Genomic DNA, 15,215 nt, shown 5'->3' with positions numbered 1-15,215 from the left:
GATACTGAACAAATAATTTTGGCAATAAACGAGATAGCATGGAAAACATTGAAGTCCGAGGCGCCCGCACGCACAATTTAAAAGACATCAGCCTAACCATCCCACGTGATAAACTAATTGTTATTACTGGCTTATCTGGTTCAGGAAAGTCATCACTTGCATTTGATACGCTGTATGCAGAAGGGCAACGCCGGTATGTTGAGTCACTCTCTGCTTATGCAAGGCAGTTTTTGTCATTAATGGAAAAGCCCGATGTAGATCATATTGAAGGCCTTTCTCCTGCTATTTCCATAGAACAAAAATCAACCTCGCATAACCCACGTTCAACCGTGGGAACTATTACTGAAATCTACGATTATTTACGCTTGATGTTTGCACGAGTCGGTGAGCCTCGCTGCCCGACTCATGATTTACCGCTCGCGGCGCAAACAATCAGCCAAATGGTCGATACCGCACTGGCGCTGCCTGAAGGCACAAAGTTAATGCTCTTGGCGCCTGTTGTTAAAGACCGTAAAGGCGAACATGTAAAGCTATTAGAGCAGCTTGCAAGCCAAGGCTACATTCGCGCACGTATTGATGGCGAAGTGTGCGACCTATCTGATCCACCACCACTAGATCTACATAAAAAGCACACAATTGAAGTCGTGGTTGATCGCTTTAAAGTCAAAGACGGCCAGCAACAACGTCTCGCGGAATCATTCGAAACAGCACTTGAAATGTCAGGCGGCGTTGCCAACATTGCGTTTATGGACGATAGCAATGCTGAAGAAATGCTGTTTTCAGCAAATTTTGCCTGTCCAACCTGTGGCTATGCGATGACAGAGCTTGAACCGCGTCTATTTTCGTTCAACAACCCAGCCGGGGCTTGTCAAAGCTGTGACGGTTTAGGTGTAAGGCAATACTTTGACCCTAATCGCGTGGTTCATAACCCTGAAATAAGTTTAGCTGGCGGTGCAATTAAAGGCTGGGATAAACGCAGCTTTTACTATTATCAAATGTTGCAAGCAGTTGCACAGCATTACGAGTTTGATTTAGATGTTCCTTATCAAGAGCTTGCAAAAGAACATAAGAAAATTATTCTAGATGGCTCGGGTGATACTAAAATTGCATTTAATTACCGTAATGACCGCGGTGATTTAATTACACGTAATCATGTATTTGAGGGCGTGTTAAACAATATGAACCGCCGCTACCGCGAAACTGAATCAAACTCAGTGCGTGAAGAACTAGCCAAATATCAAACCAGCCAAGCATGCCCTAGTTGTAAAGGCTCACGTTTGCGCCAAGAAGCACGCAATGTATTTATTGGTCAAACTAACTTGCCAACCATTACGCATATGAGTATTGGTGAGGCGATGAGCTTTTTTGAAGGCTTGCATCTGACTGGGCAAAAAGGCCAAATCGCCGAGAAAATACTAAAAGAAATTCGCGACCGGTTATCGTTCTTAATAAATGTTGGCCTAAATTACTTATCACTTGAGCGCAGCGCCGACACGCTCTCTGGCGGTGAAGCACAGCGTATTCGTTTAGCGAGTCAAATTGGCGCTGGATTAGTGGGTGTTATGTATGTACTGGATGAACCTTCAATTGGTTTACACCAACGTGATAACGACCGTTTATTAAAAACCTTAGTGCATTTACGTGATTTAGGTAACACCGTTATTGTTGTAGAGCATGATGAAGACGCGATCCGCGCGGCAGATCATATTATTGATATTGGTCCGGGTGCTGGCGTACATGGCGGACATGTTATTGCTCAAGGTACACGCGATGATATTTTAGCGAGCAAAGACTCGGTTACCGGTCAGTTTTTATCGGGGGTGCGTAAAATTGAAGTACCTCAAGAGCGCCATGCTACTAACGATAAATGGTTAGAGCTGTTTGGCGCTACCGGTAATAATTTAAAAAATGTTGATTTAAAAATACCCTTTGGCTTAATGACCTGTATTACCGGTGTATCGGGCTCAGGTAAATCTACACTCATTAACGATACCTTGTTTAAACTTGCACACACTGAACTCAACGGTGCAACTACTGCAGAAGCAGCTCCTTATGGGTCAATTGCAGGACTTGAGCACTTTGATAAAGTAATTGATATTGACCAAAGTCCTATTGGCCGCACACCGCGTTCAAACCCTGCCACTTATACTGGTATTTTCACCGGTATTCGTGAGCTGTTTGCAGGTACTCAAGAAGCCCGTTCACGTGGTTACAAAGTGGGTCGCTTTAGCTTTAATGTTAAAGGTGGGCGTTGTGAGGCATGCCAAGGTGATGGCGTTATTAAAGTAGAAATGCACTTTTTACCTGACGTTTATGTACCGTGTGATGTGTGTAAAGGTAAACGTTATAATCGCGAAACCTTAGAAGTACAATATAAAGGCAAAAACATCAACCAAGTGCTCGATATGACCGTTGAAGATGCCCATGACTACTTTGATAAAATACCGGCCATAGCACGCAAACTTAAAACCCTAATGGATGTTGGACTTTCTTATATCCGCTTAGGCCAAGCCGCTACAACACTTTCTGGTGGTGAAGCACAGCGAATTAAGTTAGCACGTGAGCTTTCTAAGCGTGATACCGGTAAAACGCTATACATATTAGATGAGCCAACAACAGGCCTGCACTTTGCAGATATAGAGCAGTTATTAGTAGTACTGCATCGTCTGCGCGATCATGGCAATACCATTGTAGTGATTGAGCACAATTTAGATGTCATCAAAACAGCCGACTGGATCGTTGATTTAGGCCCTGAAGGTGGTGCTGGCGGCGGTGAAATACTGATTGCAGGTACACCAGAAGAAGTAGCTGAATGCCAGCGCTCACATACTGGGCACTACTTAAAACCGCTATTAAATAAATAACGGTAATACGCTTTAGATAAGGAAAGTCGGTGTTAAGGTATTTAAAAATTGCAAAATGGCGTGCTAATAAGCAGTTTAAGCAACAGCAAAAAAGCTGGCAACCACACCAAGTTAAACTGCTTAGCCATATAAAAAGCATATGGTTTAACCTTAACACCGCGCAAAAACTTTATCTGCTTGCGTTTATAACTCTAGCCATTTTTAAGTTAACGTGGCTATGTGCCACTATTACTATTATTGCGCTGATCATAGAATTTTGGCCTAAGTTTAATCAACTATGGAATTCACTCGCCGGTAAAGCACTTATTTTGGTATTTTATGCCAGTATTGCTAACTTTGTTTTAGCAAGTGCTAGTGGCATTGTAAATGAAGTCACTCAGGTATCAGCTAATCACTTTAATTACACTCATAACTTTGCCACTTTATTATATTTACCGCCTTGGACACTAGGAATAACTCTGGCAACACTGCTCGGCTTACAACTTATTTTGCCTTTTTACATCATAGTGTTATTACTAATCAAGCCATTTGGATCTGATCGCATAAAGTTTATTAGCCAAAGCTACTCACCACTTCTAACTGCATTAACCCGCTTTTTTTTAGCGACGGTAGTGTTTGTAAGTCTGATTGCATTTATTGATGAAAAACCGCCTGAAAAAGTATTAAACGATATAGTAAATAGCTTTGAAAATAGCCAATCGCTCGCAAATAAATCCCCCGCTGAGCAAGAGCAAGCCATAGAAAAATTGAGTGAGCAAATAGAGAAAAAACTCCCCTCTTCAGACAATGACGGCGCTCAGACAAAAACATTTGGTATTCGCTTAGAAGGCGAAGATGAGAACACTCAAACGGTTAGGCAGTTTTTAGATACTAAAGGCTACTTTGAACGTAGTAAGCGCTTAATTGCCATATTTGCCTATAGTTATGAAGCAGACAGTTATTCACGCTGTAAGAAATCAACAGAGAGTAAGTCAATCGAACTCAATGATTACGAAATTATTGAAATAACGCCTGATCAAAGCATGCCTTACGGTTATAAATTTATAGTTAGAGCCTGTGAGTCTGCCGGTATTTCTGCTACAAAACATTAAAATACAAAAAATGCCGCTAAATTAGCGGCATTTTTGTATCTGCAAATAAACCCGCTTATGGGCGTGGAATAAACCCAACCGCATCATAAACTGCTTTTAATGTAGTTTCTGCACGCGCGCTGGCTTTCTCGGCATAATGAATAGCGCTATTCGCTCCAACTAATTTGTACTATTTGCATATCTTTATACTTAGATCCCGTAAACAATATTTCATTGCTTTCGTTTACCTCAAAACCAATAGGTCGAAAGTCCACGTGTGTATCCTGTATGGTTTGATCTTGTAAATTTAGCCTAGCGATTCTAGAAATAGAATCTGAATAATAGAAATAGTTTTTGCTAATGCCATATGCAACTGACTTTTTGGCATTTTTAGGTAATTCCCAGCTTTGCCTATCTGAAAGGCGAATTAATTGATTATCATTGGTTACGTATCCGTTACCTTTACTATCTGAAATGAGTTTACTCGCTTTTATTCCTTCTATCACGCGTGTATCGCGGGTGAGTAAATTAAATTCTGCCAATATATTTTTTGAACCAAGTCGCTTAATATAAATAATGCTTTCGTTATTTTTTGACCAAATATAGCTTATTATTTTATGCTTATTAAATTCTTCTAACGGATAAAATCTTTGAGCGTTTACGTCATAAAGTGAATAGCTTTTATTTTTTATGAACATTATGCGCTGCTTATTGGAAGAAGCTCTGAGCATTCCTAATGCAAAAGTCGAAGGGGCATCATCATAATTAAAAAAGCTAAGTTGCTTTGTAAAACCATTTTGAGAGAGCCATAATTGACTGCTGCCAGAACGCTCAGATACGAAAACATGCGCAGGCCCTTCTTTATTAACTATTTCAATAATGTTGTAGTCGTCTTTATCACTTTTATAGAGCGTTTCATACTTAGGTGTATCGCCAAAAGGGTCTGTTGCTTTAATTAGCGAGTATGATTGGGTTTTATTCTCTGAATAAAAAAGACTATTGGCAGAGTGAACCGCTATATAATAAGGATTTATCTTTGGGGTTACTGTTAGCGTATGTTTAACAATGTTTTTTTCATCAAACATAATGGTTGAAAGCTCAGAACCTTCAAATACAATCACGCCTTTATCGTCAGCAAGCCAATCAAATGCAAAGCTAATCGTGCTTTTTTCTGCTTTAAATAACCGCTTGGTTTCATGGGTCTCAAAGTTATAACTAAATACAGAAAAAGGCTTACCCTTTTGACTAAGTATATATGCTATTTTATTACCAGAATGAGATAAACGCGGCATGATTACGCCATACATTACCCCTGGTGGTGGGATCACTATGAATTCTTTTTTAAGTTCTAAATCAAATTTATATAAACCTGAACCTTCATGCTCATTTTTATATTCGGTGTAATAAATATGTTCACCACTTTCGTCTACTTGCGCATAACCTGTATATCTAAGGTCACACTTTTTAATAGAGGTAGCCTCCCCAATAACAGGAAACTGGCTTAAATCAACAAGTACCATTTCGCACTTTTGCTGCTTTAAATTGGTAGCTTGTAATAGCACTGAGTGCTGGTTTAACTGCCATGATAAAATAGACACCTGAAAGCCTGGATAGGTAATTTCAATCTCTCGCTGATCTGAAAGACGCTTAACAAATGCATGCATTACGTCATTTTCAGGTTCTATATTAGTGTAAGCTAAAAACTGTTTATCAGAAGATACCTCGGGGTGAACCTCGCTGCCAATATTCCACGTGCTTGCTACCTTATTTACCGTGATCTGTTTAATCTTTTCGCTAGAAGGTGCATTAATAAAAAACAACCCAAACCATACTAAAAAGCATATAAAAATAATGACGACTAAAGAATAGATCAAAAACTTTTTACTATTCGTTCTTTGAACCGGTTGAGAAGTAGTTGCAGTCACTACCTCTTCATTTTTGGCAAAAACATCCGGTGAGTCAGGCAAAAAGTTTGCAGGCTCTTCAAAAACGCTTGCTTGCGTTAAGCGCTCTGGTATGACGGTTAGACTGTACCCTTTACGGTAATGCGTTTTCAAAAGCGGCGCTTTTTCAATGGGGTGAGCAAGCAGCTTTCTTAACTCTGAAATAGCACGATTAATCGCATTGTCGTCTACAAAGCTTTGCTGCCACACACTCTCTATTAGCGCTTGACGGGAAACGATTTGTTGAGGCTTATCTATAAAATACAGTAATAGCTTTACTAAAAGTGGGTCTAATTCCCTTTCCATGTTGTTTGAAGTAATCACACATCGATTACTAATAAATTGCCAAGGTCCGATTTGATAATTCATAGTGTTTACGTATTTTTATTTTTCACTAACCCTATCACAGGTACACTTTTTAATATAGTTAGGTGAATTAGAAACCTTATTTCTGCAGATAAGGTTTAAGGCTAACACTTTAATTTAAAACAATAAAAACAATAAAAATTCTTATAAATAAATCACTCACAACTAGATAAGCGACTCTCGGTAAATTCAGCGATATTCTTTAAAACGTCATCAACAAGCAGCTTACTGAACACGACTTTTAAATGTTAATTAAGCTGACTTTTAAACATAAAAAAGGTTTCATTATGAATAACGCAACTAAAAAAGTATTACCCGTAATTATATTAGCAACAGTATTTAGTACAGCCTCTGCAGTCGCTACAGAAAGCAAAAGCAACACGCTATTAGCTAATTCAGGGCAATGTGCAGCCGGTGAAATAGTCATCAATAGCAATCAAATAATTTATGCTACAAACACCGATTCACTCATTAAGCATGAAGTAAACACTGAAACATTATTTACTAGTATAGAGAATCAAATAACGGCCGACTTTGAATCTTCTATAAACAAGATGAACGCAAAAATTGATAGCAACCTTTCGAAAATAACGTCATCACTAACAACTTATATAAGCACTATTTTAACCAATCAATAATAAATAAAATTTCATTAAGGAAGTGTTATGAACGCATTTACTAAAAAAGTATTTTCAGCAACTGTATTATTGAGCAGCTGTTTATTAGCAACGACTGTGCAAGCACAAAGCTCAGTGTGGCAGGTAAGCAAAGGAAATGACTCATTATTTATTGGCGGCACAGTACACATTTTACCGAAATCAGAAATGCCTCTACCAGTGGAGTTTAACCACGCCTATAAACAAGCAGATACTATTGTATTAGAAGCACCAATACCTGATCCTAGCGATGCACAAGCACAAATGAAAATGTTGAGCGCACTATCCTATAAAAATAATGAAACATTGAGCCAAAAGCTAACTCCAGAGGTAAAGCTCGCATTAGAAAACAAGCTGGCTGAATTTGGTGCAAATCTGAATAAATTAGATAACTTTCGCCCAGCAATGGTTAGTATTGTGCTGATGTCGATGGAGTTGCAAAAACAAAATTTAATGGGTGAAGGCGTTGACGCTTACTTTACTAAAAAAGCGACATTAGATAATAAAGAACAACAATACTTAGAGACGATGGCATTTCAGTTAGAGTTATTTAAGACTATGGGTGAACATAACGAAAATGACTTTATCAAAAATAATTTAGCTGGGTTTGACAATTACGGTGTGATGTTTAAAAAATTACTCTCAGCTTGGCGTGAGGGTGATACACAATCGCTCTATACAGTAGCACTTGAACCGATGCAAAAAAATGATCCTGCAACTTATAAACAATTAATGACCGATAGAAACAATAACTGGCTAGTTAAACTAGAACAAATGTTTAAAAACGATAAAAGTGAATTTGTACTTGTGGGCGCAGGACACCTCGCCGGAGAAGATAGCTTACTGACATTACTTGAGAATAAAGGCTACCAAGTATCTTTAGTTGATATTAACAATACAACTTCCAAAACAACTGCTAAGGCCGATTGATGGATAAAACAGACAAGCAAGCAATGTCACTTCTATTTATATTTGGCTTTTTAATGTTAATCAGCGTGATATAAAAAATGCCGCTAAATTAGCGGCATTTTTGTATCTGCAAATAAACGCGCTTATGGGCGTGGAATAAACCCAACCGCATCATAAACTGCTTTTAATGTAGTTTCTGCACGCGCGCTTGCTTTTTCAGCCCCTGTTCTCATGATGTCATTAAGAAGTGTTTGATCTTCACGAATTTCTTTAAAACGTGTTTGAATTGGCTCAATCATGCTGACAACAGCTGCTGCGGTGTCTTTTTTCAAATGGCCATACATTTTGTCTTCGTATTCAGGGACTAACTCTTCAATTGAGCGCTTAGTTGCCACACTTAGTAGCGTAAGTAAATTAGATACACCTGGCTTTTCTTTGCGATCAAAGTAAATACGCGCTTGCTCGTCAGAATCGGTAACTGCTTTTTTAAGCTTTTTCTCAATCTTTTTCGGCTCGTCTAACATCATAATAAAGCCATTTGGATTTTCATCTGACTTAGACATTTTCTTCAGTGGATCTTGCAGGCTCATGACTCGCGCACCAAATTCTGGAATATACGGTTCTGGCAGCGTAAAAATATCGCCGTAAACATTATTAAAGCGAGTTGCAATATCACGCGTTAGTTCAAGGTGCTGTTTTTGATCTTCACCTACAGGTACTTTGTCTGCTTGGTACAGTAAAATATCAGCCGCTTGCAAAGCCGGATAAGCAAATAACCCCACATTAATATTATTAGCATGCGTTGCCGACTTATCTTTAAACTGGGTCATGCGATTAAGCTCACCCATTTGCGCATAACAGTTTAATACCCAGCCAAGTTGCGCATGCTCAGGTACCTGAGATTGTACAAATAACGCCGCTTTTTCTGGGTTAATACCGCATGCCGTATATAACGCAACGCCATCGAGTACACGAGCACGCAATAATTCAGGGTCTTGGCGTACGGTAATTGCATGCAAGTCTGCAAGCATAAAGTAGCTATCATATTCTTCCTGTAGCTTAACCCACTGGTTAATAGCGCCAACATAGTTGCCTATTGTCATACCACCGGTTGGCTGCATGCCACTTAATACTACTGGTTTACTCATGATTTTCCTTTATTTTTACTTAATTAAAAATGCTTAACGCTGTGTTAGTGTCGGTATTATAGCTAAGAAGTTATCGCATAGGTACTGCGGATTATAATCCGCTAACTGCTCTCCCTGATGATACCCATAAGTAAGCGCTATCACGTCAATGTTTGCGGCTTGCGCTGCGAGTATGTCACTCTTTGAATCACCAATCATAATCGCTTTATCAGGCGTTATATTTAATGCATCGCAAGCAAATAATAGCGGCTCAGGTGACGGTTTTTTTGCCATGTCGTCACCGCAAACAATCACTTCAAAATGACTGCGAATAGCGAGCTTATCTAAAAGCATTTCAGTAAAGCGGCGTGCTTTATTAGTAATAAGTGCTTTAGGCATACCACTGAGAGCAGCAAGACCAGTTTCAACATGCTGATATAACACACTGTATTCACCGACCTGCTCACTGTAATGTTGATAAAACAGATTGATAGCTCGTTCGCTTAAAGCCTCATCGAGATGCTCACTAATTTGCATATCGCCGCAAAGGGCTCGTTTCACTAACACCTCAATGCCATTACCTACCCAACTTTCAACTAATCGCTGACTGACAATTGGAAACGCTAAATCGCTAAGTGTTAAATTTAAAGCCATATACAAGTCGTACACGCTATCAACTAGGGTGCCGTCTAAGTCAAAAAACGCTGCATCATATTTCATTATTTAACACTTTCTAATTGCTGACGCATCTCATCAATCACTGTTTTATAATCAGCCTGATTAAAAATAGCTGAGCCTGCAACAAACATATCGGCACCCGCTTCAGCCGCCGCGGCTATGTTATCTACTTTAATACCACCATCTACTTCTAAACGAATATCACGTCCAGATTCAACAATGCGTTGTTTTGCCTCTCGCAGTTTCTCGAGTGTTTGTGGAATAAAACTTTGCCCACCAAACCCAGGATTTACTGACATTAATAAGATCACATCTACTTTATCCATTACGTGATCGAGGTAACTTAAACTCGTTGCAGGGTTGAACACTAAGCCTGCTTGGCAACCTTCATCTTTTATCAATTGCAAAGTACGGTCAATATGCTCGCTCGCCTCTGGATGGAAGGTAATAATTGATGCACCCGCCTCGGCAAATTGTGGGATTAAACTATCTACCGGTTTTACCATTAAATGCACATCAATCGGGGCTTTAATCCCGTAGTCGCGAAGTGCTTTACATACCATTGGGCCAATCGTTAAGTTAGGTACATAATGGTTATCCATTACATCAAAATGAACAACATCAGCACCTGCGGCTAACACTTTGTCGACATCTTCGCCTAATCGTGCAAAGTCTGCAGATAATATTGAGGGCGCTATTAAGTATTTTTGTTTACAGTTGAGCATCGCTAATCCGTTAATGAATAATTTATGCCGTTAATGTAACTTAATTAGCGAAGTTACCCAAGTAGCACCTTTAAAAATAGCGTCAAATAAGTAATGTTAAAGCCTTATTGTGGCTATTCATGAAAAAGAATAACCTGCTGAGGATGTAGGCTTCATAATTAAAAAAAGAATCAGTTTTTAAGCGGGGGCCACTCAGTATTTAAAACACAATACAAATAAACAATAACAAAAATAAAGTGTATTATTTAAGCAGTTTTTGTTATGCTGGGCAAAGAACTAAATTATTAGGTTTATATTATGCGTGCTTTTAAAATTGGATTATTAATCACGTCGGTAAGTGTTATTATTGGAGCAACATCGCTTTGCTCAAATACTGAGCAAGATTTAGGCTCAGCCAACATTTGTCTTCATAAAGAGCAAACCAACGCTATTAATAATAGCGCAACCCGTTGCATTCAAATTGAAGAGGATTCGTCTTGGGCCTCTTGGTTAACAGGTGATAGCCGTAGCGCTCAGTTTCATTACTTAGACTTGCTAGAGTTGTTAACGGGTACTGATGACAAACACAAGCCCTCTTCAATCAAGCCATTATTTTAATTAAATGCAGCACTTTTTTAGCGCGTTACAAAGCGTACTGGCTGCATTTTTTGGTGTTCAATCTGAAGATAAGCGCAAAACAGACTTTAAGCACCACTCTCCAATTACGCTAATAGCTATTGCCGTAGTACTGTTTGTATTATTTGTACTGGCTATTTATGCAACCGTGACTTCGGTGCTAAATACATAGCCATTAGCTCATCCACTTTATTTCGTGAACCGCCCTTTGGACTAATCGTACGTTTAACCTGAATTTTATCCAGTGATGCTTGACTGTAAATTTTGCGTGTCCACACGGTATCGTGGTTTGAAATAAGGACTGGCGTGTTATTCTCAAATGCCGCTTGCTCAGCCAAGTTAGCTAAATTAGCCTGATCATCTAAGTTAAATCCGCCTTTAGCGTAAGAGGTAAACGATGCGGTTTTACTTAATGGCACATAGGGCGGATCGCAGTATATCACCGCATTTTTAGGGACCAGTTTAAATACATCATCGTAGCCTAAGCAGGTAAATGTTGCTTTTTGTGCTTTGTTGGCAAAAAAGTACATTTCTTTTTCAGGAAAATAAGGCTTTTTATATTTACCAAAAGGCACATTAAAAATGCCCTTTAAGTTATAGCGACATAATCCGTTATAACCATGGCGGTTCATATATAAAAATAAAATAGCTCGCTCATACACATCGCTGCTTTGGTTAAACTGCACACGATAATCGTAATACGCATCTGGATGGTTATTTAAATCAACAAATAGTTTTTTTGCATCGCTAATAAACTCATCCGGCGAACGTTTAAGCTCTTTATATAAATTGATTAAATCAGCATTTATATCGTTAAGTACGTAGTGTTTAAAATTACTATTTAAAAACACTGAGCCCGCACCAACAAAAGGTTCAACCAAGGTATCTGCATGTTTACTTGCTTGATTTAGTCGCGCGTTAATATCTTCAACGAGGCTGTATTTTCCGCCAGCCCATTTAAGGAAGGCTCTACTCTTTTGCTGCATTGGCTCTTTACTTCAATTCGGTGTTGCGCGATTTTACACTAAAGTCACTGAGTTTACTGATCAACTCGTGCAATTTCTTGTTTTATTTTGCTAATTTTTTTATAGAAAGGTTTATTTTTTCTTACTCCAGCGGGGAGTGCTTGCAGTGCTTGTTTTGCCTCATTTAAGTTAGCAAAACTGCCTGTTGTTACCACCCACCATATTTTACCATTTCGCTTAGTTTGATATGTATTGGTAATACTTTCTAGCTTATGTTCAGCAATAAACTCATTGCCTACCTGCTGCTGAGTTACGGCTAATAGCTGAATAACAAAATTATCTTCAGGTTGTTCTAGGTACCAGTTACTGGGTATTTTTACTATTTGGCTTTGCTGCTTTACCACCTCAGGTACGCTAATGGCTTCTTCAACCGGCGGCGGTGCTGGCTTTTCTTGTTCAGTTAAAGTCGATGGCTCCGTTAAACTTCCTACAATTGCTGGCACGTCATTGTGGGCACTCTCATCTGTAGTTGGCTCTTTAGTTATAGGCTGTGGCGAAGTAAACAGGGTTGATGATTTAACCGGTTGTTGTTTATTTTGAATAGCTTGCTCGGTTGTAATAGCGGTTGTGAGGACTTGCTCATCGCTTTGACTATTAGCATTTTTCCACCATTGGGTCATATCAGCTTTGTATACGACGCCAATAATCAATAACATAATTATGAGTAATAGTGTGAGCAACTGTAAGCGCCAAGATACTTTGTCTTTTACGATAATATCAGCAACTTGTTCGCTAGGCTGCCAGGCTAATAAAAGACTTGGGTTACCTTGGGCTTCAACTAAAAAGGTTTTAAATACAGGGTCTTCATCATAAGGTAGCGCCGTGAAGTACCATCCCATTAGCTGCTTACTTTCAACCAAGTTTAATGGCTCTAAATGAATATTAACTACCTCTTTAAACGGCAATTTAGATTGCGATGCAATCATAATGTAAAGCACATTGGGCGCACTTTTTGATAACAGCTCGAGCTCTGCAATTAGTTCTTCAGATAGGTGCCTGCCGCCATCGATAACCCATAAACACGCGCCGCATTGTTGTTGCTTCGCTAATTGATAATAGTTTTGTGATAAGCTCAGGTTGTGATCAATTAAAGGGGCATTAAAGCTTTGCTCTAATAATTGAGTCATCAATTGCACATCAGTCATTTGAGCGCCAACTTGCACAAACACTTTATTAAAATCGTTATATTTATCAGTGATGAAGGTTTCAAGCAAATAGCTTTTACCTAAACCAGAAGTGCCCAACAAAACAATTAGGTTTTGACCATATTCAAATTGCAATGCGATTCTATCCACCAAAGCCGCACGGCTCGGTAAAATTTGTGACTGCATTTATTGCTCGATCAATGCTCTGACTTGATCATCAGACACATCATCAACTAATGCACATTGACCAAATTCGGTGGGTAAAATGAATCGGATAGTCCCTTTTTTATTCTTTTTATCTTTTCGCATATGCAGTAAAAAGTGCTCACTGGTCATATCGCTAGGTATCTCGATTGGTAAGCTATATTGCGCTATTAATGCAGCAATACGCTCTACATCTTCTCGTGTTAAATCTTGGCGAGTATAAGCAAGCTTTGCAGCAAGCACCATACCTGTTGCGACTGCTTCTCCATGTAACCAAACACCGTAACCCATTTGTGCTTCAATAGCATGCGCAAACGTGTGCCCTAAATTTAACAACGCACGAAGACCCTGCTCTTTTTCATCTTGTGCAACAATGAGCGCTTTAATTTCACAGCATCTGAAGATGATGTGCTGTAAACACGTCTCGTCTAATTGTTGTAATTTAGCGATGTTATGCTCTAGATAAGCAAACAGTTCAGTATCGTAAATCAAGCCATACTTAATAACTTCAGCCATGCCTGCAGCAAACTCGCGTGTTGGTAAGGTATGCAACGAACGTGTGTCAATAAATACAGCTTGGGGTTGATAAAAAGCCCCAATCATATTTTTACCTAGCGGGTGATTAACCGCTGTTTTGCCGCCAACTGAAGAATCAACTTGAGATAATAAAGTGGTTGGTATTTGGATAAAAGGGACGCCACGCTGATAACAAGCAGCAACAAATCCAGTTAAATCACCTACAACGCCACCACCTAATGCAATTAAGCAGGTGTCACGGCCGCAATTATTCTCAAGTAGGAATGCCGAAATTTTTTCAAACCAAGTGAGTGATTTATATTGCTCACCATCTGGAATAATAAAATGCAGTGGGTTTAGCTGTGCTAATGAATCAAGCAACTGTTGAAGGTACAGCGGTGCAATCGTTTCATTAGTAATGATGATAGGCCGACAATCACCAATGTGATGGATTAGACGGCCTGTATCTTGAAGTGCAGATTGGCCAATATAAATAGGATAACTTCGCTCGTCTAAATTAACAGTTAATTCAAGCATGCTGGGTTAGTCCTTTTTAATACTGGCTTTTAAAAATCCAATTTCTCGATGATTTGGTTAGCAACAACTTTCGCGCTCTGCTCATCAGTGCGTACAACAAAATCAGCTACTTCTTTATATAATGGTTCACGCTCTTCTGCTAAGCGCTCAAGTACATCACGAGGTGCTTCTTCTGTTTGCAGTAATGGGCGACGCTTGTCGCGTTGCGTACGTGCAACTTGCTTTTCAATCGGTGTCTCTAAGTATACAACAATACCGCGAGCCGAAAGCTTGTTTCGAACTTCTTTACTCATTACTGAGCCACCACCGGTTGCAAGTACAATACCTTGCATTTCGGTTAAGTCACCAATAACAGATTCTTCACGAAGTCTAAAGCCTTCTTCACCTTCAAGATCGAATACCCAGGCAATATCTGCGCCCGTGCGACGTTCGATTTCTTGATCAGAATCAACAAATTCAAGGTGTAATTGGTCAGCGATGTGACGACCAATCGTGCTTTTGCCAGCCCCCATGGGGCCAACTAGAAATATATTACGTTTCTCAGCCATATCTTTTAGTACAAACGAACTCTAAAATTTGAAATAAAACCCCGCCTAACGACCTGGCCCCAAAATTAAGAAAGGGATTATCTCAGTAATCGGTCGGGTATTTCAAGTCAATTAGGATAAAAAGCCATATAACGAGCAATTAAACTAAATAATTACCCACTGGTTAACAAAAAAGCACCTTATTATAGGCAAGTTTATCTTCTAGGGTTAAAATTTATGCAATTAAGGTTACTACATTGTTGCTTCATGAAAGCTTTTGCATGGTAACTTTACAAGAGCCTGAATTA

Annotated in this window: 14 protein-coding genes; 6 read left to right on the top strand and 8 right to left on the bottom strand. The window is 39.2% G+C overall.

What is annotated here, in order from left to right; translation table 11 throughout:
* Nucleotides 1-38: 38 nt before the first annotated feature.
* Both uvrA and PSM_RS01605 read left to right on the top strand, forming a co-directional pair.
* Nucleotides 39-2,864, top strand: coding sequence for an excinuclease ABC subunit UvrA (gene uvrA / locus PSM_RS01610; RefSeq protein WP_013463915.1), 2,826 nt, complete (start codon nt 39-41; stop codon nt 2,862-2,864).
* Nucleotides 2,865-2,893: 29 nt separating this feature from the next.
* Complete coding sequence (locus tag PSM_RS01605; RefSeq protein WP_013463914.1) at nt 2,894-3,955, top strand: hypothetical protein; 1,062 nt, start codon at nt 2,894-2,896, stop codon at nt 3,953-3,955.
* A gap of 146 nt (nt 3,956-4,101) precedes the next feature.
* Here the strand turns inward: PSM_RS01605 and PSM_RS01600 are convergent, their stop codons facing one another.
* A complete protein-coding gene (locus PSM_RS01600; RefSeq protein ID WP_024602148.1) occupies nt 4,102-6,246 on the bottom strand; it encodes a winged helix-turn-helix domain-containing protein in 2,145 nt (714 codons plus the stop codon).
* Between the two features lie 284 nt (nt 6,247-6,530).
* On the opposite strand from PSM_RS01600, the gene PSM_RS01595 reads away from it, so the two are divergent.
* Both PSM_RS01595 and PSM_RS01590 read left to right on the top strand, forming a co-directional pair.
* Nucleotides 6,531-6,881: a hypothetical protein gene (locus PSM_RS01595; protein WP_013463912.1), complete on the top strand. Its 351-nt coding sequence runs from the start codon at nt 6,531-6,533 to the stop codon at nt 6,879-6,881.
* A gap of 27 nt (nt 6,882-6,908) precedes the next feature.
* Nucleotides 6,909-7,829, top strand: a complete 921-nt coding sequence (locus PSM_RS01590) for a TraB/GumN family protein (protein WP_013463911.1) — start codon at nt 6,909-6,911, stop codon at nt 7,827-7,829.
* Nucleotides 7,830-7,951: 122 nt separating this feature from the next.
* Here the strand turns inward: PSM_RS01590 and trpS are convergent, their stop codons facing one another.
* Genes trpS through rpe form a run of 3 tightly spaced genes read right to left on the bottom strand, consistent with a single transcriptional unit; the run spans nt 7,952 to nt 10,338 of the window.
* Nucleotides 7,952-8,956 carry a tryptophan--tRNA ligase gene (trpS, locus tag PSM_RS01585; RefSeq protein WP_008115060.1) on the bottom strand — a complete coding sequence of 335 codons (1,005 nt, stop codon included), beginning with the start codon at nt 8,954-8,956 and terminating at the stop codon, nt 7,952-7,954.
* Nucleotides 8,957-8,989: 33 nt separating this feature from the next.
* Nucleotides 8,990-9,655: a phosphoglycolate phosphatase gene (locus PSM_RS01580; RefSeq protein ID WP_008115059.1), complete on the bottom strand. Its 666-nt coding sequence runs from the start codon at nt 9,653-9,655 to the stop codon at nt 8,990-8,992.
* Entirely contained in the window at nt 9,655-10,338 is a 684-nt protein-coding gene (gene rpe / locus PSM_RS01575; protein WP_013463910.1) for a ribulose-phosphate 3-epimerase, read from the bottom strand. The genes PSM_RS01580 and rpe overlap by 1 nt, the downstream gene beginning before the upstream one ends.
* 297 nt (nt 10,339-10,635) lie before the next feature.
* On the opposite strand from rpe, the gene PSM_RS01570 reads away from it, so the two are divergent.
* Entirely contained in the window at nt 10,636-10,935 is a 300-nt protein-coding gene (locus PSM_RS01570; protein WP_008115055.1) for a hypothetical protein, read from the top strand.
* Nucleotides 10,936-10,939: 4 nt separating this feature from the next.
* A complete protein-coding gene (locus PSM_RS01565; protein WP_013463909.1) occupies nt 10,940-11,125 on the top strand; it encodes a DUF2970 domain-containing protein in 186 nt (61 codons plus the stop codon).
* Here PSM_RS01565 and PSM_RS01560 read toward each other — a convergent pair.
* The 4 genes from PSM_RS01560 to aroK are packed head-to-tail and all read right to left on the bottom strand — an operon-like array spanning nt 11,088 to nt 14,928.
* Entirely contained in the window at nt 11,088-11,939 is an 852-nt protein-coding gene (locus tag PSM_RS01560) for a Dam family site-specific DNA-(adenine-N6)-methyltransferase (RefSeq protein ID WP_008115051.1), read from the bottom strand. The genes PSM_RS01565 and PSM_RS01560 overlap by 38 nt on opposite strands.
* A 53-nt stretch (nt 11,940-11,992) precedes the next feature.
* Nucleotides 11,993-13,309, bottom strand: a complete 1,317-nt coding sequence (locus PSM_RS01555; RefSeq protein ID WP_013463908.1) for an SPOR domain-containing protein — start codon at nt 13,307-13,309, stop codon at nt 11,993-11,995.
* On the bottom strand, nt 13,310-14,380 hold the full coding sequence (gene aroB, locus PSM_RS01550) for a 3-dehydroquinate synthase (RefSeq protein WP_008115047.1): 1,071 nt from the start codon (nt 14,378-14,380) through the stop codon (nt 13,310-13,312).
* Between the two features lie 29 nt (nt 14,381-14,409).
* A complete protein-coding gene (aroK, locus tag PSM_RS01545; RefSeq protein WP_008466255.1) occupies nt 14,410-14,928 on the bottom strand; it encodes a shikimate kinase AroK in 519 nt (172 codons plus the stop codon).
* Between the last annotated feature and the right edge of the window lie 287 nt (nt 14,929-15,215).

It is taken from the genome of Pseudoalteromonas sp. SM9913 (assembly GCF_000184065.1).
GTDB lineage: Bacteria > Pseudomonadota > Gammaproteobacteria > Enterobacterales > Alteromonadaceae > Pseudoalteromonas > Pseudoalteromonas tetraodonis.
Note: the sequence above shows the minus strand (reverse complement) of the source record. Positions and strands in the feature narration are given on the sequence as shown.